Source organism: Antricoccus suffuscus (genome assembly GCF_003003235.1).
Taxonomy (GTDB): domain Bacteria; phylum Actinomycetota; class Actinomycetes; order Mycobacteriales; family Antricoccaceae; genus Antricoccus; species Antricoccus suffuscus.
Window position 1 is genome coordinate 180,452 of record NZ_PVUE01000005.1, and the last position, 24,606, is coordinate 205,057.

General features: G+C 65.9%; 24 protein-coding genes. 7 read left to right on the forward strand and 17 right to left on the reverse strand.

Annotation, left to right across the window (positions count from 1 at the left end; genetic code table 11):
* Positions 1–43: 43 nt before the first annotated feature.
* Entirely contained in the window at positions 44–871 is an 828-nt protein-coding gene (locus CLV47_RS08415) for a DUF8083 family protein (protein WP_146135328.1), read from the reverse strand.
* A 121-nt stretch (positions 872–992) separates the two neighbouring features.
* On the opposite strand from CLV47_RS08415, the gene CLV47_RS08420 reads away from it, so the two are divergent.
* A complete protein-coding gene (locus CLV47_RS08420) occupies positions 993–1,217 on the forward strand; it encodes a DUF3073 domain-containing protein (RefSeq protein ID WP_106348576.1) in 225 nt (74 codons plus the stop codon).
* Between the two features lie 143 nt (positions 1,218–1,360).
* Here the strand turns inward: CLV47_RS08420 and purM are convergent, their stop codons facing one another.
* From purM to purB, 14 genes are all read right to left on the reverse strand, one after another.
* Complete coding sequence (gene purM / locus CLV47_RS08425) at positions 1,361–2,419, reverse strand: phosphoribosylformylglycinamidine cyclo-ligase (protein ID WP_106348577.1); 1,059 nt, start codon at positions 2,417–2,419, stop codon at positions 1,361–1,363.
* Positions 2,420–2,458: 39 nt separating this feature from the next.
* Positions 2,459–3,943, reverse strand: a complete 1,485-nt coding sequence (purF, locus tag CLV47_RS08430) for an amidophosphoribosyltransferase (protein ID WP_238145281.1) — start codon at positions 3,941–3,943, stop codon at positions 2,459–2,461.
* 482 nt (positions 3,944–4,425) lie between these two features.
* Entirely contained in the window at positions 4,426–4,770 is a 345-nt protein-coding gene (locus CLV47_RS08435; RefSeq protein WP_238145282.1) for a sterol carrier family protein, read from the reverse strand.
* 29 nt (positions 4,771–4,799) lie between these two features.
* The gene (purL, locus tag CLV47_RS08440; RefSeq protein ID WP_106348579.1) at positions 4,800–7,112 is read right to left on the reverse strand and encodes a phosphoribosylformylglycinamidine synthase subunit PurL; all 2,313 of its coding nucleotides are present in this window, start codon (positions 7,110–7,112) and stop codon (positions 4,800–4,802) included.
* Complete coding sequence (gene purQ / locus CLV47_RS08445) at positions 7,109–7,789, reverse strand: phosphoribosylformylglycinamidine synthase subunit PurQ (RefSeq protein ID WP_177557510.1); 681 nt, start codon at positions 7,787–7,789, stop codon at positions 7,109–7,111. The genes purL and purQ overlap by 4 nt, the downstream gene beginning before the upstream one ends.
* Before the next feature lie 3 nt (positions 7,790–7,792).
* Positions 7,793–8,035: a phosphoribosylformylglycinamidine synthase subunit PurS gene (gene purS / locus CLV47_RS22220; protein WP_177557512.1), complete on the reverse strand. Its 243-nt coding sequence runs from the start codon at positions 8,033–8,035 to the stop codon at positions 7,793–7,795.
* A 164-nt stretch (positions 8,036–8,199) separates the two neighbouring features.
* Positions 8,200–9,636, reverse strand: a complete 1,437-nt coding sequence (rox, locus tag CLV47_RS08450; protein WP_106348580.1) for a rifampin monooxygenase — start codon at positions 9,634–9,636, stop codon at positions 8,200–8,202.
* Between the two features lie 42 nt (positions 9,637–9,678).
* On the reverse strand, positions 9,679–9,873 hold the full coding sequence (locus CLV47_RS08455) for a hypothetical protein (RefSeq protein WP_106348581.1): 195 nt from the start codon (positions 9,871–9,873) through the stop codon (positions 9,679–9,681).
* Between the two features lie 71 nt (positions 9,874–9,944).
* Positions 9,945–11,276 carry a TIGR01777 family oxidoreductase gene (locus CLV47_RS22325; RefSeq protein WP_238145283.1) on the reverse strand — a complete coding sequence of 444 codons (1,332 nt, stop codon included), beginning with the start codon at positions 11,274–11,276 and terminating at the stop codon, positions 9,945–9,947.
* 682 nt (positions 11,277–11,958) lie between these two features.
* Positions 11,959–12,783, reverse strand: a complete 825-nt coding sequence (locus CLV47_RS08465; RefSeq protein ID WP_106348583.1) for a SigB/SigF/SigG family RNA polymerase sigma factor — start codon at positions 12,781–12,783, stop codon at positions 11,959–11,961.
* Positions 12,784–13,041: 258 nt separating this feature from the next.
* Entirely contained in the window at positions 13,042–13,185 is a 144-nt protein-coding gene (locus tag CLV47_RS22005; RefSeq protein ID WP_170111007.1) for a GPGG-motif small membrane protein, read from the reverse strand.
* A 164-nt stretch (positions 13,186–13,349) separates the two neighbouring features.
* A complete protein-coding gene (locus CLV47_RS08470) occupies positions 13,350–14,237 on the reverse strand; it encodes a phosphoribosylaminoimidazolesuccinocarboxamide synthase (RefSeq protein WP_106348584.1) in 888 nt (295 codons plus the stop codon).
* The gene (locus CLV47_RS08475; protein WP_106348585.1) at positions 14,230–15,042 is read right to left on the reverse strand and encodes an MOSC domain-containing protein; all 813 of its coding nucleotides are present in this window, start codon (positions 15,040–15,042) and stop codon (positions 14,230–14,232) included. Before CLV47_RS08475 ends, CLV47_RS08470 begins: the two co-directional genes overlap by 8 nt.
* A 3-nt stretch (positions 15,043–15,045) precedes the next feature.
* Positions 15,046–16,353, reverse strand: a complete 1,308-nt coding sequence (gene purB, locus CLV47_RS08480) for an adenylosuccinate lyase (protein ID WP_106348586.1) — start codon at positions 16,351–16,353, stop codon at positions 15,046–15,048.
* Between the two features lie 209 nt (positions 16,354–16,562).
* Here purB and CLV47_RS08485 point away from each other — a divergent pair, with 209 nt between their 5' ends.
* Positions 16,563–17,762: an AI-2E family transporter gene (locus CLV47_RS08485; protein ID WP_106348587.1), complete on the forward strand. Its 1,200-nt coding sequence runs from the start codon at positions 16,563–16,565 to the stop codon at positions 17,760–17,762.
* A gap of 37 nt (positions 17,763–17,799) precedes the next feature.
* Positions 17,800–18,288 carry a hypothetical protein gene (locus CLV47_RS08490; protein WP_106348588.1) on the forward strand — a complete coding sequence of 163 codons (489 nt, stop codon included), beginning with the start codon at positions 17,800–17,802 and terminating at the stop codon, positions 18,286–18,288.
* On the opposite strand, the gene purD is transcribed toward CLV47_RS08490, so the two are convergent.
* Positions 18,266–19,519, reverse strand: a complete 1,254-nt coding sequence (gene purD / locus CLV47_RS08495; RefSeq protein ID WP_106348589.1) for a phosphoribosylamine--glycine ligase — start codon at positions 19,517–19,519, stop codon at positions 18,266–18,268. The genes CLV47_RS08490 and purD overlap by 23 nt on opposite strands.
* Before the next feature lie 175 nt (positions 19,520–19,694).
* Here purD and CLV47_RS08500 point away from each other — a divergent pair, with 175 nt between their 5' ends.
* From CLV47_RS08500 to CLV47_RS08510, 3 genes are read left to right on the forward strand one after another with little or no spacing between them, the layout of a single operon-like run.
* Positions 19,695–20,735, forward strand: coding sequence for a glycerophosphodiester phosphodiesterase family protein (locus CLV47_RS08500; protein WP_238145284.1), 1,041 nt, complete (start codon positions 19,695–19,697; stop codon positions 20,733–20,735).
* A gap of 33 nt (positions 20,736–20,768) precedes the next feature.
* Positions 20,769–21,557 carry a 3-oxoadipate enol-lactonase gene (pcaD, locus tag CLV47_RS08505; protein ID WP_106348590.1) on the forward strand — a complete coding sequence of 263 codons (789 nt, stop codon included), beginning with the start codon at positions 20,769–20,771 and terminating at the stop codon, positions 21,555–21,557.
* On the forward strand, positions 21,554–22,381 hold the full coding sequence (locus tag CLV47_RS08510) for an IclR family transcriptional regulator domain-containing protein (protein ID WP_106348591.1): 828 nt from the start codon (positions 21,554–21,556) through the stop codon (positions 22,379–22,381). Before pcaD ends, CLV47_RS08510 begins: the two co-directional genes overlap by 4 nt.
* A 30-nt stretch (positions 22,382–22,411) precedes the next feature.
* Here the strand turns inward: CLV47_RS08510 and CLV47_RS08515 are convergent, their stop codons facing one another.
* Entirely contained in the window at positions 22,412–23,698 is a 1,287-nt protein-coding gene (locus CLV47_RS08515; protein ID WP_106348592.1) for an adenylosuccinate synthase, read from the reverse strand.
* 147 nt (positions 23,699–23,845) lie between these two features.
* Between CLV47_RS08515 and CLV47_RS08520 the strand changes: the two genes are divergently transcribed.
* Positions 23,846–24,604, forward strand: a complete 759-nt coding sequence (locus CLV47_RS08520; RefSeq protein WP_106348593.1) for a hypothetical protein — start codon at positions 23,846–23,848, stop codon at positions 24,602–24,604.
* The last annotated feature ends 2 nt before the right edge of the window (positions 24,605–24,606 follow it).

A 24,606-nucleotide genomic window follows, 5' to 3' on the forward strand; every position in this document is an offset into this window, starting at 1 on the left:
AGGGAAAATGTGGGTGACGCTCTCCCGTGACGTTATCCTCTTGTCAATTCCAGGCTTCAAGGCGGGCAATCTCTTCCCAGATTTCGGTGAATTCGTGGTACGCCGAAAGAGCCTCGTCCATGTCCCCTGCGGATAGATAAGTGAGGGACTTTGCGACCAGGCTGACGCCCCGATCCCGTTTCTCGTCGTCTAACTGCAGGTAGGAACTCAGCGCGCCGTAGTCGAGCTCGACGACGGACATCTCGTTGAAGGCGCGCAGCCACTCAATCATCGAGTCGAGGTCCGCGGTCATCTCGGCCGTGCCGAACGAGTCGTTCATGGTCTGCATCGCCGAGTCGGCGCGCTTGATCGCATCGATGATCGTCGTACGGAAAGCGACAACATCAGGGCGCGAACCATCGTGCACCTGCTCAGTGGACTTGAATAGTGCACACCACCAGACCGGTACCCGCCAGTTGCTCGTGAGGATGTGGTGGCCGCCGCGTGGACGCGTCGCCGACGGATGCGCCTGAAGCCGAGCCGCGTGCCGGCGTACCTGCTTGGACATCGCCCATTCGTTGAGCGGGAACGGCAACCGCCATTCCGAATCGACGATCGCCTGCAGAGCACGCGGCCGAGTGTCGAGCGGGCAGACAAGGTCCGCGCCTTCCCAGCGGAGCGTCAAGGCCGACTCGACGACCTCCAGACGGCGGAAGTCGACTGTGCTTCCCGCCACTGCCGGCAGCAAACCCAGCCGGACCTGCCCGTCTGCCACCTCCGGCGTCGGCGCCCCGTGGGCATCGATAAGTGCGGCCCAACGGCGCTGTTCGGCCGGCGCGAATGACTCCAACGGCTCGAACACGCGTAACGATGACATATACGACGCTTCCACGTGTTGAACCCTAACGCGACGTTTGGACTGATCGCGGGGTAGGCTGGGCGGCACGAAACTAACTAATCATTCCGGGGCTCGCAATGCGCGCGCTCCGCACTTCGTATGAGGGGGTCGAGCCATGGGGCGCGGCCGTGCTAAGGCTAAGCAGACCAAGGTTGCCCGGGAGTTGAAGTACTACTCCCCTGACACTGATCTAACTGCGTTGCAGCGAGAGCTCGCCGCAGGTACCTCCCCAAGTCTTCGGACCAATCATGGTCGCGACGAACGTTCGGAGCCCGATCCGTACGACGATTTGGCAAGCAAGTACTCGGACTATAGCGACGGACCCGACGAGGGCCGCTAGATTTCGCTGGTTGAGTGAGGCGAGCGGAACCGAAACTCCGTAACATCGAAAAGTCCGTAACCGCGGTTACGGACACCGATACGTCACGGGGTTTTCCGCTCGCTCAATCAGCGAAGAGCCGTCGAAGGCTCGACCGACGAGATTTAAAGGTAGTCGCTGACCATCGTGGCTTTGGGCTCGCCGGTGGCGGCCGATACGGCGCCGCACGCCCACGCGTCGATGCCCTGCGCCCGTAGTACGTCGATCGCCCGGTCCGCGTCCGACGCGGCAACCGCCGCGATCATCCCGACCCCGACGTTGAACGCCCGCTCGAGTTCGGCCCGCTCAATGTGTCCGGCCGCGCCGAGCAGCCCGAAAACGGGCGGCAGCGACCAGGTCGAACGATCCACGGTCGCCGTCGTACCGGCAGGGAGTACCCGCGGCAGGTTGCCGGGGATGCCGCCTCCGGTGACGTGGCACATGGCGTGTACGTCGACCTCGGCGAACAGCGCGAGCGACTCAAGCGTGTAAATCTTCGTCGGCTCGAGCAAGACCTCGCCGAGCGTCCGGTCGAGGCCTTCCGGCGTACCGGACAGGTCCAGCCCGGCGTCCGCGATCACCTTGCGGACCAGGCTGTAGCCATTGCTATGTACGCCGCTCGAGCCCATCGCGATGAGCGTGTCACCGGCCTTTACCCGCTCGGGCCCGAGGACCTTGTCCGCCTCCACGACCCCGACGGCGGTCGCGGCTACGTCGTACTCCTCGGGGTCCATCAAACCCGGGTGCTCAGCGGTCTCGCCGCCGACAAGCGCAGTCCCGGCGAGCCGGCAACCCTCGGCGATCCCGCCGACGATTGCGGCGATCTTCTCCGGGACGACCTTGCCGCAGGCGATGTAGTCCTGCAGGAACAGCGGTTCGGCGCCGCACACGATGATGTCATCGACGACCATCGCGACAAGGTCCTGACCGATCGTGTCGTGTTTGTCGAGTGCCCGCGCGATAGCGATCTTCGTGCCGACGCCGTCGGTCGAGGAAGCAAGAAGCGGCTTGGTGTACTTCGCCGTGTCCAGGGCGAACAGGCCGGCGAATCCGCCCAGTCCACCGACGACTTCTGGGCGGGACGCGCGCGCCACCTTGCTCTTCATCAACTCGACGGCCCGATCACCGGCCTCGAGGTCGACTCCTGCGGCGGCGTACGTCGAATTGTCGTGCTGGTCGCTCATGACGGCCTTATCTGCTGGGGTACGTGACGGGTGCGAACACTAAGGGCGGCGTACGGCGTCCTCGGCGCCGGCGGCCTGGTCGAGCCTCTCGAGCGCGCCTTCGGCGTCGACCTTGCGGGAGACGCCTTCGAGGACGTGTTTGCCGATCAAGTCGGCGCTCGGCAGTTCGATCGGATAGTTGCCGTCGAAACATGCCGCGCACAGCCGGGACTTGGGCTGTTCGGTAGCGGCGATGAGCTGGTCGAGTGAGACGTATCCGAGCGAGTCGGCGCCGATCGAGGCGCGTACGCCGTCGACGTCGAGACCGCCGGCCACGAGCTCCGCGCGGCTGGCGAAGTCGATGCCGTAGAAGCACGGCCACTTCACCGGTGGCGACGAGATGCGCACATGCACCTCAAGGGCACCGGACTCGCGCAGCATCCGCACCAGCGCGCGCTGCGTGTTGCCGCGCACGATCGAGTCGTCGACGACGACCAGTCGCTTGCCGCGGATGACGTCGCGCAGCGGGTTGAGCTTGAGCCGGATTCCGAGCTGGCGGATCGTCTGACTCGGCTGGATGAAGGTGCGCCCGACGTACGCGTTTTTGACCAGTCCCTGGCCGTAAGGGATGCCGGACTCCTCGGCGTACCCGATAGCGGCCGGCGTACCGGACTCCGGGGTAGGGATGACGAGGTCGGCCTCGACCGGATGCTCACGCGCCAACCGGCGACCGATCTCGACGCGCGTGGCGTGTACGCCGCGGCCGGAGATCGTGGTGTCCGGGCGGGCGAGATAGACGTATTCGAAGACGCAGCCCTTGGGTTCGGGGACGGCCCAGCGCTGCGAACGCAGACCGTCGGCGTCGATCGCAATGAGCTCGCCGGGTTCGACTTCGCGCACAAACGACGCACCGACGATGTCCAATGCGGCCGTCTCACTCGCGATGACCCAGCCACGCTCGAGCCGGCCCAGGACCAGCGGGCGCACACCCTGCGCATCGCGCGCGGCGTACAGCGTGTGCTCGTCCATGAACACCAGCGAAAACGCGCCGCGCAGCGTCGGCAGTAACTCCATAGCGGCGGCCTCGATCGAGAGGTCCGGCCGAGCGGCCAGCAAGGACGTCATAACATCGGAATCGGTCGATGCTCCCGACAGGCCTTTAATGCCCTCGTTCGCGGCTCGCTTGGCCAATTCAGAGGTATTGACGAGATTGCCGTTATGTCCGAGCGCGATGCTGGTCCCGGTCGTCGTCGTACGAAACGTCGGCTGCGCGTTTTCCCAGCTATTGCCGCCCGTTGTCGAATAGCGACAGTGCCCCACAGCAATGTGTCCGCGCAGGCTCGAGAGGGTCGATTCATCGAAAACTTGCGATACGAGGCCGATGTCCTTATAGACGACCACACTCGAACCGTCGCTCACCGCGATACCGGCCGCTTCCTGGCCACGATGTTGGATTGCGTAGAGCCCGTAATAGGCAAGTTTGGCAACTTCTTCGCCGGGCGCCCAAGCGCCAAATACACCGCACTCTTCGCGCGGCTCGTCCACCGGTTCCACCGTGGGATTCCCCTTTAATTTCGGGTCAAGTGCAAGGCCAAGTCTACGGGTCCACTCCCGCCGCGGACAGGCTCAAAACTGTGTTCTTAAATCCACCCGTGGACTGCGAGAAGTTGCGCGCCGATCCGCGGCAGGTTGCGTCCGGATCAACACCCGCTGTACCGGGGGCTGACGGCGCGCGTGATCTGTCGCCCGAGTGTCACGCAGGCTAACCACAAGTAGCGCTCCCAGCCGGGTCACGTGTCTTCCTTGCCACCGCACACAAATGTATGGTTCGGCAGCGCTGACGGCGGGACCTTGCGGCCAAACAGCACAAATGTACGATCGGTGCAGGGACTTCGCAGAAAGTGGTGACAGATGGCGGGTGACTCGCCGCGGATCACGGGGCAGGTTCTCGCGGACGACGGGCAGGTTCCCGCGGATCACGGGGCAGGTTCTCGCGGCCGACGGGGAAAGTTCCCGCGGATCGCGGGTTAGAGGGCGAGGGGCAGGATCGCGGACAGGTCGGCGCGCTGGCCGCTGGTGGTCACCAGAGCGTCGGCTACCGCCGAACCCCACCCCAGTACGCCGGTGGCCAGCAGTAACCAGGTACGTGGATCGGTCTCGATCACGTTGGGCGGCGTACCCCGTTTGTGGGTCAGGCCCTCGATGCACTGCACCGCGACGTACGGCGGGATCCGCACTTCCACGGCGCCACCAGGGTGTTCGGCCGCGAGATAGCGCGCGCTGAGCCGTACGGCGGCCGCGACCAATGGGCGGGCCGGTGCCGCGTCCGCGTCCTGCAGCCACGGCGCGACTGCGGCGAGCGCGTCGCGCACCTCGTCTGCCGTGGGTGGTCTGCGGACGGTCAGTGCAAGTCCTCCGCGAGTCCCTGCGCGGCGACCTCGGCCGAACCGAACAACGTCGGCAGGGTCCCACTCCACGCGTCCGCCAGCTCGGCGACCTTGATGCCGAACCCGCCCTGTACGTCGATCTCGTCGCCGTCTGACTCGACGATCCCGATCTGCGCCCACGGCAGCTCATGCTGGGTCAGCAGGTCGGTGAAGCGCGCTTGCTGCTCCCGAGGCACGGCCACCAGGGCCCGGCCAGCAGACTCGGCAAACAGGAACGTGAACAGCCCGTCGACATCGGCGTACTGCGCCGGCGGCACGATCGTGGCACCGACGTTGCCGCGCATGCACGACTCCGCGGCCGCCTGCCACAGACCACCGTCGGAAAGGTCATGCGCCGCGGAGATCAGCCCGTCGCGCGACGCGGCGACCAGTGCCTCAGCGAGCCGACGTTCGCGCTGCAGGTCGAGCTTCGGCGGTACGCCACCGATGTGGCCGTGCTCGGCGAAGGCCCATTCGGAGCCGTCGAACTCAGGCAAGGTGTCCCCGACCAGGATCAGCGTCTCCTCCGGCGTACCTCCGAAGGCCATCGGCGTACGCCGGGTCACGTCGTCAAACGTGCCGAGTACGGCGAGCACGGGCGTCGGGTGGATCGCGGTGTCGCCGGTCTGGTTGTAGAAGCTCACGTTGCCGCCGGTCACCGGCAGGCCGAGCTCACGGCACGCGTCGGCAAGTCCGCGGACGGTCTGCTGGAACTGCCACATCACGCCGGCATCCTCGGGGCTGCCGAAGTTGAGGCAGTCCGACACGGCCAGCGGTACGGCGCCGGTCACCGCGACGTTGCGGTAGGCCTCAGCCAAGGCCAGCTGCGCACCTAAGTAGGGATCCAGCTTGCCGTAGCGGCCGTTGCCGTCGGTCGACAGCGCGATCCCGCGGCCGGTCTGCTCGTCGACCCGGATCACGCCGGAGTCCTCCGGCTGGGCAAGCACGGTGTTGCCGCGCACGTAGTGGTCGTACTGCTCGGTGACCCACGACTTGTCGCACAGGTTGGGCGTCGCGACCATCCGCAGCGCCAACGCACGCAACTCGCCGGGGGTGGAGGGCTTCGGCAACGCCGCCGCCGTGTCCGCGATCAGCGCATCCTGCCACTCCGGCCGCTCGATGGGCCGGTGATAGACCGGTCCCTCGTGCGCGACGGTCCGCGGGGGTACGTCGACGATCCGCTCGCCGTGCCAGTCGACGGTCAGCTGCTCGCCGTCGGTGACCTCGCCGATGATCGAGGCGGTCACGTCCCATTTCGCGCAAATAGCGAGGAACTGGTCGATGTGCGCCGGTTCGACGACCGCGCACATCCGCTCCTGCGACTCGCTCATCAGGATCTCTTCGGGTGACAGCGTCGCATCGCGCAGCGGCACCTTGTCGAGCTCGATGTGCATCCCACCGTCACCGGCGGACGCGAGCTCGCTGGTCGCGCAGGACAGTCCCGCGCCGCCGAGATCCTGGATGCCGACGACGAGGTCGGCAGCGTAGATCTCCAGGCAGCACTCGATGAGCAGCTTCTCGGTGAACGGGTCGCCGACCTGCACACTCGGCCGCTTGGCCGGTCCTTCGTCGCCGAACGTCTCGGACGCGAGCACCGACACGCCGCCGATACCGTCGCCGCCGGTCCGGGCGCCGAAAAGTACGACGAGATTGCCCGGCCCCGCTGCCTTCGCGAGCTTGATGTCCTCGTGACGTACGACGCCGACCGCGAGCGCGTTGACGAGCGGGTTGCCGGCGTAGCAGGGATCGAAAACGATCTCGCCGCCGATGTTGGGTAGTCCCAGGCAGTTTCCGTAACCGCCGATACCGGCGACGACACCGGGTAGCACGCGGCGGGTGTCCAGCGCGTCCGCCGGCCCGAATCGCAGCGGGTCCATCACGCCAACCGGACGGGCGCCCATGCTGATGATGTCGCGGACGATGCCCCCGATGCCGGTGGCCGCGCCCTGATAAGGCTCGACGAACGACGGATGGTTGTGCGACTCGATCTTGAAGGTGACCGCCCAGCCGTCACCGATGTCGACGACACCGGCGTTTTCACCGATCCCGACCAGGAGCGCGTCGGACTTCGGCAGGTCGCCGAAGGTGCTCAAATGCACCTTGGACGACTTGTAGGAGCAATGCTCGGACCACATGACCGAATACATCGCGAGTTCGGCGGAGGTGGGCCGGCGGCCGAGGATCTCGCGGATCCGCTGGTATTCGTCGTCCTTCAGCCCGAGTTCGGCGTACGGCTGCTCGACCTGCGGCGACCCCGCGGCGTTGTCGGTGGTGTCGATCGTGCTCACGCGCCCACCCCCGACAGTGCGTTGAGCGCGGACGTGAAGAAGCCGAGGCCATCGTCGGTCGGCCCGGTGAGTGGATCGATCGCGTGCTCGGGGTGCGGCATCAGGCCGACGATCCGGCCGGTCGCGTCGGTGATCCCGGCGATGTCGCGTGCCGAGCCGTTGGGGTTGCCGCCGACGTACCGCGCGATCACCCGGCCCTCAGACTCCAGCGCATCGAGCACCGGTTCGTCGGCGACGTAACGCCCCTCGCCGTGCTTGACCGGGATGACGACCTCGGCATTGGGTGCGTACGCCGAGGTCCACGGGGTAGTGGTGTTTTCCATCCGCAGCGACTGGTCCTTGGTGCGGTAGTGCAGGTGCGCATTGCGAGTGAGTACGCCGGGCAGCAGATGTGCCTCGCAAAGGATCTGGAAGCCGTTGCAGATGCCGAGGATCGGGACACCGCGTTTGGCCGCGTCGATCACCTCTCCCATGACCGGCGAGAACTTCGCGATCGCGCCGCAGCGCAGCGCGTCGCCGTACGAAAACCCACCGGGGAGGATGATGGCCTCGACGTTGTGCAGGTCGTGGTCGCCGTGCCAGAGCGCGACCGCTTCGGCCCCGGCGCGGCGTACGGCGCGGGCGCAGTCCTGCTCATCGAGGCTGCCCGGGAAGGTGACGATGCCGATGCGTGCCACGGTTCAGCTCACCAACGAGACGGTGAAGTCTTCGATCACCGGGTTGGCCAGCAGCGTGTCGGCGACCCGGCGTACGACGTCCTCCGGATCGGCGACGTCGTCGGCGACGGTGAGCTCGAAGTGTTTGCCTTGGCGGACGTCACTGATTCCGTCGAAACCCAGGCGCGGCAGCGCCCGTTCGATGGCCTGACCCTGAGGGTCGAGAATTTCCGATTTGAGCAGGACGTCGACGACGACACGTGGCACGAAAGGCTCCGGTTAGCTCGAGAAGATGGCTGCAGGACGGCTGCGTCGCCGCCCCTCCAGCCTAGTCGGCACGATCCGGTATTAGGCGCCCACATAGTGTGGCCGCCGCTACTCGGACTACGCGCTCAAGCGACGCGGATTGTCGTATCACCGATGAGCGGCGATCACGCCCCGGACGCGGCGGGGCCAAACCACATCGCCAAATGACTCTGTAAGCCCTGCTGGTCATCGCCGATCCAGGCCACGTGGCCGTCCGGGCGCAGCAGCACGGCGGGCACGTGTAGCTCCTCGCTGACGTCGACGACGTGATCGACCCGATCGGCCCATCCCTCGACCGTGAGCTCGCCTGCCCGGTCCAGCAGCAACCCCTGGCCACGGTGCATCAGCTCGTAGAGACGGCCTCGCGACAAGTGGATGTCCCGCAGCCGCTTGCCGACCAGCTCGTGGCCGTCGCCGAAGTCGTAACGGATACCGATACCGGCGACCCGTTCGATCAGGAACCGGCTCACGTCCTCGAAGTCCATCAGCTCGGTGAGGAGCCGGCGGACCGCTTGGGGACCGGGATCGGGCGATATCAGTTGCGACTGGACGCGGGTAATGGTCAGTACGTCGTCGGCGACCGGGTGGCGCTCGGCATGATACGAGTCCAGCAGGCCGTCCGGTGCCCGGCCGTTCACCTCAGCGGCGAGCTTCCAGCCGAGGTTGAAGGCATCCTGGATGCCGAGGTTGAGCCCTTGGCCGCCCAGCGGCGGATGGACGTGCGCCGCGTCGCCGGCGAGGAACACTCTGCCCGAGCGGTATCGGTCGGCCAGCCGCGTCGCGTCGGTGAACCGGGACAGCGAGCGCGGTGAGTGCGCGCCAAAGTCGGTGCCCGTGTAGGCCCGCAACTGAGTGCGGAACTCCTCGAAGGTCGGCGGGGTGACGCGGTCCTCGGCTACGGTGGCGGCCGGTACGACGGCGCGGTGTAACCCGTCACCTGCGGGTCCGATCCCGAAGCCCTTATGTGTCTTGCGGACCTCCTCCGCCACCGCGGTCAACTCCTCGGCCGGCATCGTCACTTCCATCTCGCCGAGAATCCATTCAGTCTGAGCGGGCGCGCCGGGGAACCCGATGCCAAGCAGCCTGCGCACCAGGCTGCGACCGCCGTCGCAACCGACCAGCCAGCGAGAGCGCAACAGTGCTCCGTCGGCTAGCTCGACCGTGACTCCGTCGCCGTCCTGCTGGACGCCCGTCACCTCGTGGCCGCGGCGGATCTGGGCGCCGAGCTCAATGGCACGCTCGGTCAGCAGGCGGTCGGTTACCGGCTGGGGGATGCCGAGGATGTAACCGTGCGCGGTGTCCAGGGTCACCGAGGGTGAACTTTCTATGCCGGCGAAGCGGCGGACTCCGTCCGGATACTGCTGACCGTGCGCGAGGAACCGGTCTAGCAGCCCGCGCTGATCCATGATCTCGATGCTGCGCGGATGCAAGCCCAACGAACGGACCAGCCTGCTCGGCTCCGCGTCCTTCTCCAGCACCAGCACGTCGACATCGTGCAGCCGCAACTCGCTCGCCAGCATCATGCCCGTCGGACCGCCCCCGCTGATGATCACCTCAGGCATGAGGTGTGATCTCGGGCGATCCGCGTACTTCCGTTCGCCGGCTTACTTGGCCGGAGCACCCGCGCTGTCGTCGGGCGCGTCGCCGTTCTCTTCCTTCTCAAGCAGTGCTTCACCGTGCTCGTAATGCGCCTCACCGCCGAATTCCATCGCCTTGTCACCGACGGCGCCGCCGACCGTGCGCTCGACCTTGCCGACGACCTCTTCGACCTTGCTCTTGAGCTCTCCGAAGAAACTCATGTTGATTCCAATCGCCGGGCGAGCAGCGTAACTGCATGCGCGTGTGACGTAATCGTATCGCGTCGTACGGCTCAATAACGGCCAAGTTGATGGCGCAATACCTCCTCTAACCGTGGATGACGGAAGCGGTGACCGGCGGACTTGAGCTTCGCGGGCTCCACCCGTTGACTTGCCTCGACCAGTTCGCGCACGCCCTCGTCGCCGAGGATCAGTCGCGGCCCGAAACTCGGCGTCGGCAGGATCGCGGGCCGGCGCAGCACCCGGCCCAGCATGGCGGCGTACTCGGCGTTGCGCACCGGTTCGGGCGCGACCGCGTTGATCGGCCCGGAGAGCCGATCGTCGACCAGCGCCCGGTAATACACATCCACGAGGTCATCGATCCCGATCCACGAGGTCCACTGCCTGCCGTCCCCGAGCCGACCGCCGAGGCCCGCGGCGTACAGCGGGTACATCAGCTTGAGGGTGCCACCGTTGCGCGCCTGCACGATGCCGGTGCGTACGACGCTGACGTGCTGCCCGGCGTCGCGGGCGGGGTCCGTTGCCGCCTCCCAGTCACCGACCACGTCGGCCAGGAACCCGTCACCTTGGTCGCTCTCCTCGGTGAGTAGCCCGTCGCCATTGTCGGCGCCGTAGTAGCCGATCGCCGACGCGCTGATAAACCGAATCGGCCGCCCTGCGCGGGCCGCAACCTCCGCGAGTCGCCGGGTGGGGCTGATCCGGCTGTCTTGGATGGCACGTTTGTGCTCCGCGGTGAACCGTCCGGCGATCGAGGCACCGGCAAGATGGACCACCGCGTCGACTCCATCGAGCAAGTCCGAGTCCGGGTGCAGTGGTTCCCAGCGGCGCTCCCCCGGCCCGTGCGGCGTACGCCGGACCAGCCGGACCACGTCGTGACCGCCTGTCGTCAGAAACGCGCATAGCGCCGTACCGACAAGCCCCGAAGAACCGGTGATAGCGATCCGCAGCGGCCGCGGCATGAGGTCGCCGGCCCAGCCGTGGGCGGCGAGGTCGCCCGCTAGTTGGCGATGTCGGTATCCGAACATCTGTCGAAGCGCCGAATCAGGGACCCGCGTGGACACCTCATCGATGACGCGCGTGTGCGAGTCGTCGACCGCCTCGAATCGGTGGGTGTGCCGCCATGGCAGCGCACGTCGCAGCGGGAAGTTCGCGAGCTCGTCGACGAAACGGTACGGCGGTTCAAACCCGCCTGGCTGGTGGCGCGCTTCCCAACGCAGCCGGCCGGGCAGGCGCAGGATCGCCGTACCGTCGCGCAGGCTGGTCGCCTCCGAGACCACCCGCACCGGCTGCCATGGCGGCATCAGCCGGGTAATCGCCCCAGGTCGCTCATGCCAACTGAAGGTGTCGACTAACGACGCCGGTACGACGCTCGAATGATCAAACATAACGGCCAACTTTCGTTGTCTCGATTTTTCGCTACTGCCGTAGGACATCGGAGTTAAAGCGTGTAATCTCACTCACAGCGTCGGTTACCGGGGGGTGGCCGCACGACCGGATTGGCTCCTTTTGGGGCGGTCCGATGGACGCTACAGGGGGGACGTCATGAAACTGACAATCTGGTGGATTCACCGAGCACACTCGTGCCCGTGAGTTCCGCCCACGCAACTATCGCTGCCGCCGTCCAAGCGCCGCGACAATCAGCCTCGATCGGCTCGGCGTCGACCGGGTCAAGGCGCTCGATTTGGGATGGCGCTGTGCACCGCGCGACCGTAAGCCGACAAGTCCGCAGACCGCACGTTTCGTAACGACAGTTGGCACATGCGTGCCATCCGCTGCCGCCCAGAAGATGGGCCACCAGGACGTGAGTCGGTGCGGGCACTTCCCCCGATTTCCCGCACCGACTCACCCCTAAGAGACCGTTCCGTGAAAACTTGCGTCGCCATCCGCCACTTGCGTCCGGATTTCGCTTCCGTTCAAGCGGGCGCCCGCGACATCCCGCTACAAATGTGCCAGTGCGCAGCACCACCCGGCGGCGACTGCTGCGAAACGGCACATGCGCGCGATTGAGCCGTGACGACGATGCGCGAGGCGCCAACGCGGCGCGACGGAGTCACGGATCGTCCGGCGTCACGCGGCCGCGCGGGTGCTGAGATCCTGCAGGATCCGCTTCAACAATCGGGACACTTGCATCTGGGTAACCCCGAGCCGTGCCGCGATCCGATCTTGCGTCCAGTCATCGACGTACCGGAAGGTCAAGATGTCGCGGTCTCGGGTGGCGAGACCGTGCAGTAGCTCCTCTAGGACCATGCTGCGTTCGCGTCGTTCGAACTCGCCGTCGTAGTCACCGATCAGGTCACCGACCGAGGTCGCCGACTCCTCACCAACGGGAGCATCAAGAGATGACGGCGAGAAACAGCCGTCCGCAGACAGCGCCTCGTCGATCTCGTCCTCATCGACGCCGAGTTCGGTCGCCAGCTCGGTGAGCGACGGCGTATGACCGAGCGTCTGCGTCAGACGGTCACGCGCGCCGGAAATTTGACTCTGCAGCTCCTGGATGCGCCTAGGCGGCCGGACGGTCCAGCAATGGTCGCGGAAATGCTTCTTGAGCTCCCCGGAGATCGTGGGTACGGCGTAACTCAGGAAATCCTTGCGCAAGGCGCTGTCGAACCCCGCGACGGCCTTGCTGAGGCCGACGTATGCGACCTGCCGCAGATCGTCCTGATTCTCGCCGCGGCCGGCGTACCGGCCGGCGATGGCGGCCGCCACCGGCATATTGACCTCGATGATGCGCCGCCTGATAGCCGCGCTGCCTGCCGCGTTTTTGTTGCCGGCCAGTTCATCGAACAGCAGGCGGGTTTGCTCGTGGCGGCCACGATCGCGATGGACAGTGTGGCCTGCGGAATCGCGCGCTTCGTGCTTCGTGGAACAAACGGACAAGACAGATGCAGTCATAGTGACACCCACCCTCAAGGGAAGACGTTGCCAGCGGCACGACTGCTCGACCACCGATCTCTCACGCAACCACGTTTGCCGACGCTCGGCAACCGAAATGCGAAAATCGAATGACACATATGTCCGATTCAAGCGCCCGAAATCGCAAAACTCGTGCCTGGATCGGGCATCTGCATCATCGACCTCAGCCAGTCCGGGCTTGGACGGCAAAAGGCGGCGCCGGACAATGCCGGCGCCGCCTTTTGCTTGCTACTTATGTCAGGTGAAGATGCTCACGCCGCCTGGTCCGACGAGCAGACCGACGACGATCAGGACGATCCCCCACAGCATTTGCTTCCGGAAAATCGCGAAGATTCCGGAAACCACCAGAATCACAGCGAGGATCCACAACAGGATTGCCATTTACGCTCCTCAAGTCGAGTGTGTCCGGGAATAGTACCCAGTCACCGGCAGACTATGCATCGCGATTGACGCCAGTTTGCGACCGAGTTCGCGCTGGGATAGCGCTCACGTGGGCGACCAGCGGTTGAGAGCGCGCAGCGGCCCCTGGATGGGCGGGGCCCCGGTCAGCGGGCCAACCAGTCCTCGAAGTTGAGACCGGTGATCCGGGTGTAGGCCTCGACGTACTTGTCCCGGGTCGCCTCGACGACGGCTGCCGGCAGCGGCGGCGGGGTGCTCACCCGGTCCCAGCCGGACTCCCCGGTGAGCCAGTCGCGCACGAACTGCTTGTCGTACGACGGCTGCGCGTGCCCCGGCTCCCACTCGTCGGCCGGCCAGAAGCGTGAGGAGTCCGGCGTCAGGACCTCGTCGGCGAGCACGAGCGCGCCGGAGGCGTCGAGGCCGAACTCGAACTTCGTGTCCGCGACGATGATGCCGCGGTCCCGGGCGATATCACGCCCGAGCGAGTAGATGCTCAGCGTGGTCGTGCGCAGCCGGTCGGCGAGCTCGTCACCGTGTACGGCGGCCACCTGCTCGAAGGTGACGTTTTCGTCGTGGTCGCCGAGCTCGGCCTTCGTGGCCGGGGTGAAGATCGGCTCGGGTAGCTTCGCACCGTCGACGAGACCGTCCGGGAGGTCGATGCCGCAGACGGTCTTGCTCGCGTCGTACTCCTTGAGCCCGGATCCGGCGAGATAGCCGCGGGCGACACATTCGACCGGAACCATGTCGAGTCGGCGTACGAGCATGGCCCGGCCGTGTACGGCGGGCGGAATGCGCGGATCGTCGACGGCGACCAGGTGATGATCGACGATCGCGCCGAGCTGCTCGAACCACCAGGCGGACAGCGCAGTCAGTACGGCGCCTTTGTCCGGGATCGGCGTCTCGAGCACGAAGTCGTACGCCGAAATGCGGTCGCTGGTCACGAACAGCAGATGGTCCGCGTCGACTTCGTAGATGTCACGCACCTTGCCCGAGGCCAGGTGCTTGAGGTCCAGCTTGAGATCCAGCTCAGCCATTGGCCGATCCTTTCGCGGCGAGCATGCGCTCGACGTACGGTACGTCGGCGTACGTGACCTCGGCGGTGTCCCCGACCGAGATCTCGCCGAACGTGCGGGCGATGGCGTTCATCCCGAAGCCAATGTCCTGGCCACGGTCCTCGCGCGGCAGGACCCGGAACTTGCCGAGTTCCTTGAGCGGTTCGCGGCCGGTATCCGCGGTGTCCTGGTCGACGGTGATCACGGTGCAGCGTCCGCAGGCCTTGATCAGCTCGATCGTGACCGCGCCGATGCGCAAGGTCGCGACGTCGTCCTCGGCGAACGGTCGATCGACACCGGACAGGACGATGCTCGGCCGGAACCGTTCGATCACGACGTCCTCGTCGAGCCGGTCGTTGAGCGCGCCGAGCGACTCCTCCGACACGACCAGCAGCGGGTAGCCGTCGGCGTACCGCACCGTGCCGTCGCCGCGACCGGTACGCCGTTCGTACGACGAGGGAAAGCGGACCAGCCGCGCATCCACGCCCAGCGCGTCGCGCAGGTAGTCAGCGGCCGCGTCGCCTTGGTCGACCCCGTCGCCGGTCCATGCGTGGACGGTGACCGTACGCCGGACATCATCGAGCGGATCGGCGAGCGCGATGAGCTCGGCCGGGTCGATCAGCGCCAGCCGCGGTTGTTCGCGCTGGCTGATCAGCACGCCGTTCGCGCCGGTGACCATGTATTCGCGGTCGCGATAGATCCCCTGCGCCCCGACGGCGGCGGTCTGCACTTCCACCCGACGGCAGGACTTCACCGGGTAGTGGAACAGGCGCGCGACGGATGCCATCAGCTAGACCAGTTTCGCGAGCCGGTCGAAGGTCGGCGCCAGTCGTTCGACGTACCGGGCCGGGTCGCAGACCTCGTCGAGACGTTGCTCGTCAAGCTTCTGACCGGCGGCGTCGGCGGCAGCGCGCAACGTCTCACGGAACGGCGTACCGGAGTTCCAGGTCTCCATCGCCGCCCCCTGCACAAGCGCGTACGAGTCCTCGCGGGACAGCCCCGCCTCGACCAACTCGAGGAGTACGGCGGAGGTGTAGATCAGCCCACCGGACGACTCGAGGTTTTCGCGCATCCGATCCCGGTTGACAATCAGCCCGGAGGCCAGGCGGGTCGCGATGTGCAGCATGTAGTCGACCGCGATCGACGCGTCCGGCAGCGCGATCCGCTCGACCGACGAGTGCGAAATATCGCGTTCGTGCCACAGCGGGATGCCCTCCATCACCGGCGTCATGTAGCCGCGGACAAGGCGGGCGAGACCGGCCAGCCGTTCGGAGATGATGGGATTCTTCTTGTGCGGCATCGCGGAGGAGCCTTTTTGGCCCTTACCGAAAGGCTCCTGCAGCTCGCGGACCTCGGTGCGCTGCCCGTGCCGCACCTCCAACGCGAACGCCTCCAGCACGGTCGCGATGATCGCCAGGGCGTTGACCCATTCGCTGATGCCGTCGCGGATGATGACCTGGGTGGACACCGGCGCGGGTTTCAGCCCGAGACTGTCCGCGACCTGCGTCTCGATCGCCGGGTCGATGTTGGAATACGTGCCGACCGCCCCAGAGATAGCGACCACGCCGACCGACTCGCGCGCGGCCTTGAGCCGGTCGCGCGAACGGGCCAGTGCAAACGTGATGTCGGCGACCCGATGGCCCCAGGTGTCCGGTTCGGCGTGGATGCCGTGGGTGCGGCCGACCTTGATCGCGTCGCGGTGCTCGAGCCCGTGGTCGCGCAGGATGCCGATCAGCTTGTCGGTCTTGGCGAGGATTTCGTCGGTGGCCTCGGTGAGTACGACGGCCAGCGCGGTGTCGAGCAGGTCCGAGCTGGTCATCCCGAAGTGGACGTACGCCGCGGCCTCTCGCGGGGTTGTGTTATCGGCCCACGCGGACAAAAACGCGATGACATCGTGCTGGGTAACCTGCTCGATGTCGTCCACGGCCTTGGCGGTGGGCGGTACGGCGTTGCGCACCGGTTCGACACAGTCCGCGGGCACCGTGCCGGCGGCGGCATGCGCGGCGAGCACTTCTACTTCGACCCTGCACCACACCTCATACTTGTGCGCATCGCTCCAGATGCGCCCCATTTCGGGCAGGGTGTAACGCTCGATCACGGATGTGCTCCTGTCAGTTCGCGATGTCAGCCAACGGCCATTCTTCCCTAGCCCGTACGTCGCTGGCCACTGGCGGCAATAAAGTGACCGGTCGCGCAAATTTTGCGCGCTTGCCGTCGCTGTGGCCCCCGATCGCATAGGTTGATTGCTCAGCGGTCCAGCAGCGCGGCCCGAGCAGACGAAGATCGCCAAATTTAAGTGAGAGAAACGTGGCCGAACCCGATAACCCATCCGCGACAAACAAGAAAATCCACGGTCCTTGGCCGTCGGTCGAGTCTGACGTCGTTTCCCCGACGATGCGCGTCGGGGCCGCGTGGTCCTGGCGTTTCCTGGTCATCGTCGCCGGATTGCTCGTCGTCGGCTTCGTGATCGCCACGCTCTCGCAGGTCACGATTCCGATCGCCATCGCGCTCCTGCTGGCGGCGCTGCTCAATCCGGTCAAAGACTTCCTTGTGCGCAAGGGGATGAAGGCGAAGTTTGCCTCCCCGCTGGTTTTTGTGACCGGAATAGTCCTCGTCCTGGGAATCCTCACTGCCGTTGTCCAGCAGTTCGTCGCGGGTGCCGGGGACCTCGCCAACCGCGCGTCCGGGGGGCTGACCAAGATCCGTGACTGGGTCCACAGCATCGGCGTCTCGGACAACCAGATCAACAGCACGGTCCAATCGGCGGAGAACTGGATCAAGGACAACCACTCCACGATCACCTCGGGTGCGCTGAGCACCGCCACCTCGGCCGGGCACGTGCTCGCCGGCCTCGCGATTGCGATGTTCACGCTGTTCTTCTTCCTGCGCGATGGACGCCGGATCTGGAACTGGCTGCTCGGCCTCGCCCCTGAGCCCGCGCGGCCGCACCTGGATGCGGCCGGCGACCGCGCCTGGATGACCCTGGGCGGTTATGTCAAGGCCACGGTGCTCGTCGCGTTCGTCGACGCGGTCGGAATCGGCATCGTCATCGCGATCGTCGGCGTACCGCTGGTGATTCCACTCGCGGCCTTGGTCTTTTTGACCTCGTTCATTCCGTTGATCGGCGCGACCATCAGCGGGATCGTCGCGACGCTCGTCGCACTGGTGGCGGTCGGCCCGGTTGGCGCGATCATCGTGCTGGCCGGTGTGATCGTGGTCCAGCAGCTCGAGGGGCACCTGCTGCAGCCGCTACTCATGGGGCGTGCGGTCAAGATGCATCCGCTAGCAATCGTGTTGGCCATCGCGACCGGCGGGATGCTGATCGGGATCACCGGCGCCCTGCTTGCGGTGCCGATCGCGGCGACCCTCAACGCGGCGATCAAGCAGCTGCGCGGCAAGTACGACGAACCAATAGGCGCACAGGCGGCGATCGATGCGGACGCCGGTCGCGACGATCTCACCGGCGATCCGGATGACGGTGCGGGCACAGGTTCGGCACAGAAGTAGCGCTTCGCGCGAAAACTAAGTAGGAAGGACCCAAGACATGATCCAAGACGCGGCGGGAGGGCAGATGGTCGAGTCACAGTTCAAGCTGAGCCTGCCCACGTCGTGGATACCGATCGACGCCTTGGGCGACTCGGTGACTGAGGCGGTGCGGGTCGGCGACGACCTCGAGAAAGATGCGCTGCTTCGGCTGGAGAGTAAGAGCTACTCCGGCCATCTCACCGCTACCAACGTGGCCGATCAGTTCATTGGGCACGCGGTGGTCGAAAACCCGCATCTGACAATTACGCAGGCCGTGGACCACCAAGAAAACGGTTCGTCACAGGCGATCCGGATCGCGGTCGACGACAGCACCGGTGAGGAGATGGACTACGCGTTCGTCTTCATCGCCGAACCTTGCGAGGACGTGCGGTCGCGCGTCGTACCTCAGCTGACCTTGACGTGGTCGGCGCGGGACAGCGACGCGCTCAAACCGGAGCTCGACCACGTCATCGAATCGTTCCGGTTTACGCCTCCGACGTCGCCTTGAGGGCTATGTCGGTGCGGTAGTGGCTTCCGTCGAGTCGGATCCTCGCGATCTGCTCGTACGCCGCCGCCCGCGCCTCGCTGAGGTCCGCCCCGAGACCGACCACGCTGAGCACCCGTCCACCGGACGACACGATCGCGCCATCGACCGTCTTCGTGCCGGCATGCAGGATCATCGCCCGATCCGTCAGCGTGGCTGGTATGTCGATCGGGTCGCCCGTGCGCGGGCTCGCTGGATATCCCGCCGCGGCAAGTACGACGGTGACCGCGGCACCGGCCGCCCACTGAAGCGGCGGTAGCGCTTCGAGTTCTCCCCTGCTGGCCGCGCGCAACAACACGCCGAACGGAGACTGCAGCAGCGCGAGCACGGACTGCGTCTCCGGATCGCCGAACCGCGCGTTGAACTCGACCACCCCCGTCCCCTTGCTGGTGAGAGCGAGGCCGACGTACAGCACCCCGGAGTACGGCGTACCCCGACGCGCCATCTCCTGCACGGCAGGTAGCGCGATGTCGCGGACGACCTCGTCGACCAATGTCGGCGGCGCCCACGGCAGCGGCGCGTAGGCACCCATACCGCCGGTGTTGGGTCCTTCGTCGTTGTCGCCGACTCGCTTGAAGTCCTGCGCCGGGATCAGCGGTACGACGGTCTCGCCGTCGGTGATGCAGAACAGCGATACCTCGGGCCCGTCCAAGAACTCCTCGATGACCACAGCAGACCCGGCCTCAAGACACCCAGTCGCGTGCCGCACCGCGGCATCCCGGTCATCGGTAACGACGACTCCCTTGCCGGCGGCGAGGCCATCGTCCTTCACAACGTACGTCGGCCCGAACTCATCCAACGCACGCTCCACTTCGGGCAGCGTCGTACACGAAAACGCCCGCGCGGTAGGGATTCCCGCCGATGCCATGACTTCCTTGGCGAACGTTTTAGAGCCTTCCAAGTGCGCCGCTGCGGCCGAGGGGCCGAAACAGTCGATGCCAAGGGCGCGAACGGCATCGGCTGCACCGGCAACGAGAGGTACTTCCGGGCCGACCACGACCAGGTCGGCGCCGAGCTGTTGGGCAAGCGCCGCCACGGCATCCGCATCCGACACGTCGAGCGGATGAACCTCGCAGATCGCGGCTATACCGGCGTTTCCGGGCGCACACGCAAGCGATGTGACACCCGGATCACGCTGAAGCGCCGCAGCGATGGCGTGTTCACGCGCACCTGCGCCGATGATGAGTACCTGCACGCCTAGCTCCTACCGTGAGCGTTAACCAAACTTCCAGGGCACACCCTACTGACCACGTCCAGTGGCTCGATGACCGCACGGGCGCGGTCATCGGACATGTGATTCACGCCAACAATTCGCCTCGATTTCGCGCGCCGGACGAGCATCTTCGACTTTCCGCCCTCACACTTGAGTTGTGGACCTGTTCGACGCGACCCCAGACGCAATGTCCCCAACACGCCTATCTGCGCCGCCTGGCCTTCCCGGTCCGCGACGGCCATACGTGATCGCCCACCGCGGGGCCTCCGGCTACCGACCCGAGCACACGCTCGCGGCGTACCAGCTCGCAATTGCCTTGGGCGCAGACTTCATCGAACCGGACCTGGTGTCCACCTCGGACGGCGTGCTGGTGGCCCGCCACGAGAGCAACATCGCCCAAACGACCGACGTTGCAGACCATCCAGAGTTCGCCGCCCGGCATGCGACCAAGGTCATCGACGGCATCGAACAGACCGGCTGGTTTACCGAAGACTTCACCTTCGCCGAGCTACGCACCTTGCGCGCCGTCGAGAGACTACCGGAGCTGCGGCGGACAAATGCCTTGTATAACGGGGATTTCCTGGTGCCCAGCCTCGAGGAGATCCTTGATCTCGCTGGCCGGTTCTCGACCCCGCACCGAAAGATAGGTGTCTACCCCGAGACGAAGCACCCGACGTACTTCCGCGCTCTTGGCCTGCCGCTCGAGCCGGCCCTCCTCGGCGCACTTGACTCGCGCCGTCTCAACCACCGCGGCGCGCCGATCTTCATCCAGTCCTTCGAAGTCAGCAATCTGCGAGCGCTGCGACAGATCACCGACGTACCGCTGATCCAGCTGCTCAAACACGAAGGTCGCGCTGCCGATCACAGCCTCACGAGCTACCCGGAGATGCTCACCGCAGCCGGTCTGGCAGGGATCGCGTCGTACGCCGACGGCATCGGCCCGGACAAGCGGGTTGTGGATGCCGCGCTCGTAACCGAAGCGCATGCACTCGGACTCCAAGTGCATCCGTGGACGTTTCGTGCCGAGAACTGCTTTCTTGAACCCGCGCACCGTTCCGGAGAGGCCAACGAAGAGTACGGCGATCTGGCCGCCGAGATCCGCACGGTCCTCGACTGCGGAGTCGACGGCATTTTCTGCGACTTCCCCGACATCGCCGCCGCGGCCATCAACGACCTGGTACTCGTCCGCGAGTGGTAGGACGTCGGCCCGTCTAGGTATTACTCTCGGGTGATGACCGACACCAACCTGGAACAACCCCTCGCGTTCACCGACGAAGGAAATCCCGCCGGTCCGCCGGTGGTGCTGAGCAGCTCTCTCGGCACCACCCGCGCGATGTGGGATCCGCAGGTCGACGCCCTCGGTGCGCAGTTCCGCGTCGTACGTTTCGACCACCTCGGCCACGGTCAGTCCGACGTACCGGCCGGGCCTTATACGCTCGACCAACTCGGGCAAAACGTCCTGCGACTCATGGATAGTCTCGCGATTGACAAGACGTCATTCGTCGGGCTGTCGATGGGCGGGATCATCGGCATGTGGCTCGGCGTACACGCGCCGGACCGGTTGCACCGACTCGTGCTCATGTGCACGGCCGCGCACTTCCCCACCGAGGAGTCATGGCGCGAGCGGGCCGCGACGGTCCGAGCACACGGAGTCGCCGCGGTCTCCGAGTCCGTCCTCGACCGATGGTTCACCGACGACCTGCGCGCCACCGATCCGGACTCGGTCGCGCCGTACCTCGCGATGGTGCGGGCGACACCGGCCGAGGGGTACGCCGGCAGCTGCGAGGCGCTCGGCGGCGCCGACCTGCGTGAGGAGATCCGGACCATCTCCGCGCCGACCCTTGCCATCGCCGGCGCGGATGACCCATCCACCACTCCCGAGGCCCTGCGTTTCATCGCCGAACGGGTGCCGGGCGCGCAGCTGGAGATCGTGCCGCAAGCAGCGCACCTGGCCAACGTCGAACAACCGGACACTGTCAACACGCTCCTGCTCACCCATCTCGCCGGGCAAGGGACGTGACGGAGGAGGCAGACTCGCGGCGGCACTATGTGCAGTCGCTCGCCAGAGGACTAACGGTGCTCGGCTGCTTCGACGCCGACCACCAACAGCGAACGTTGAGCAGCGTCGCGGCCGCGACAGGGCTCACACGGGCCTCGGCGCGCAGGTTTCTGCTGACCCTCGTCGACCTTGGGTACGTCGCTCGCGACGGCGATCAGTTCTCGCTGCGCCCAGCGGTGCTCAATATCGGACGCGCCTACCTCTCGATGCTGACCCTGCCCGAACTTGCCGAGCCGCATATGCGAGCGCTTTCGACCGAGATCGGCGAGGCGGTCAGCCTGTGCATCCTGGACGAAGGGGACGCCGTCGTCGTTGCACAAAGCCGGCCGGGACGCAGCGGCCTCGTCTCAACGTCGATCGGCAGTCGGCTGCACGCCAACTCCTCGGCGGCCGGCCGCTGCCTGCTGGCCGGGCTGAGCGAGGATGACCTGATCGGATGGCTGCGGAACGCCGAGATTCCCAAGCTGACGAAGCACACGAACGTCAATAAGTCAGAGATCCTCGACGCGATCCGCGCCGTACGCCGAGCCGGTTACAGCGTGGTCGACGAAGAGTTCCGGATGGGAATCAGCGCGATCGCGATGCCGATCTATCAGGCCTCCGACACCCCGACCGCCGCGATTACCCTGTCGGCGCGCTCGCGGAGGGTCTCCGCGGAAGCGCTTGTCCAGAAGATGTTGCCTAAGCTTCAGCTGACCGCCCATGCGATCGAGTCCGACCTCGCGCGACGTTCGTACGAACGTCAGCATCCAGATCCGGTCGGCAACCGCTACCAGCCCAATTGACCGTCGCCTGCCGCCGCGAGCGCCCGGCGATCAGGCTAGATCGCGCACCACGACGTTTTCTTCGCGGCCCGGGCCGACGCCGATCACGCTGACCTGCGCTCCGGAAAGCTCCTCGAGACGGTTGACGTAGTCCTGCGCGGCCTGCGGCAACTCCCCGAAGGTGCGGCAGTGCGTGATGTCCTCGAACCAGCCGGGCATCTCTTCGTAGATCGGCTTCGCGTGGTGGAAATCGGTCTGCGTCATCGGCATGTCGTCGTACCGCTTGCCATCGATGTCGTAACCGACGCAGATCGGCACGGTGTCGAGTCCAGACAGCACGTCGAGCTTCGTCAGGAAGAAGTCGGTGATGCCGTTGACCCGCGCGGCGTATCGGGCGATCACCGCGTCGAACCAGCCGCAGCGGCGAGTGCGCCCGGTGGTGACGCCGTACTCGCCGCCCTGTTTGCGTAGGTACTCACCCTTGTCGTCGAAGAGCTCGGTCGGGAATGGTCCGGAGCCCACGCGAGTCGTGTAGGCCTTGAGGATGCCGATGATCGTGTCGATCCGGTTAGGGCCAAGGCCGCTGCCGGAGGCCGCGCCGCCCGCCGTCGGCGAGGATGACGTCACAAACGGATAGGTGCCATGGTCGACATCCAGCAAGGTGCCCTGCGAACCTTCGAGCAAAATGAGCTCGCCGCTCTCGTGTGCGACGTTGAGCATCAGCCGCGTGTCCGCGATGAGGGGCTTGAGCTTCTCGCCGACCTCGAGGGTCTCGTCGATGACCTGCTGCGGGTCCAGCGCCTTGCGGTTGTAGATCTTGACCAGGATCTGATTCTTCAGCTCGATCGCGGCCTCGACCTTCTGCGCCAGGATGCTCGGGTCGAGCAGATCCTGCACGCGTACGCCGATCCGTGCGATCTTGTCCTGGTAGCACGGCCCGATCCCACGCCCCGTCGTACCGATCTTCGCGTTGCCCAGGTAACGCTCGGACACTTTGTCCATCGCTACGTGATACGGCATGATCAGGTGCGCATCGGCGGAGAGCTTGATCTGCGCGACGTCGACGCCGCGTGCGGCCAGCCCCGCCATCTCATCGACGAGCACGTGCGGATCGACGACAACACCGTTACCGATGACCGGCGTACATCCGGGGGTCAAGATGCCCGATGGAATGAGGTGCAACGCGAACTTCTCGCCGTCAGGGGTTACGACAGTGTGGCCGGCATTGTTGCCACCCTGATAGCGCACGACATACTTGACCTTGCCACCAAGCAGATCAGTCGCCTTGCCCTTACCTTCGTCGCCCCACTGCGCGCCTATGAGCACAATTGCAGGCATTCAGCACCCCAATATCGTCGTTGCGGAATCGTCGTTCGATCGTGTCACCAAACTGAAAACGGCGGCCTGGCCGCCCCGTACAGAGTAGACCAGAGCCCTCACTAGGCTCGACCGGAAACAGTTCGTTGCTGAATTGAGAGGTGCGCGTTGCCGCTAGTCATTGCCGACGAGACTGCCGACTCAGCAGTCTGGGCCGGGCTCGTCACCGAGGTCACGCATTGGTCCGGTACGCCGCAACGCGACGAGGTACGCCGTACCGTTCGGGCAGCCGGGGACGACGGAATCGCCGTCCATGGATCGCTGCAGACTCTTCATCGCGTCATCGAGGGCCTACACCGATCGGGGCGCGCCAGCGAGGTGCCGGTCGCTTTCGTGGCCGGCGCAAACAGTGATGAGGAGACGGCAATGTTCTGCCGGCTACTCGACCTCGACACAGGGCCCGACGCCGTCAGCCACGCGCTCGGTGATCCACCCGTTCGGCTCGCATTGGCTCGGGACGACATCGGCGGCGTACTCCTGCACAGCGGCGAACTGACACGTACGCCGACCCTGAAACCGTTTGGCGCACAGGCATTCCACGATGACGCCATGATCGCGAACGGCAAGATCGGCGCGCTGCGCGTCGTACCGGACTACGGCAACAGCGGCCTCGGCGTACGGGCGTCCGTCGTACCGCCGGGTCGTGGTTCGACCAAACGAACCCTCGGGCGCGCCGTACAAATCGCCTGCGACGAAGTGCATGTCGAGATCGACGGGATCGACCTGGACAAGACGCTCACCAAGCGCACCTGGTACGTCGACGATCGAGCGCACTGGCTCCTGCGGGGAGCGACAATCCCACTCCCCTATGAGCCGCAGATCCCCGGCCCGGATCGCAATCCGTTCCGGCTCCGCCGTCGCTTCTGATC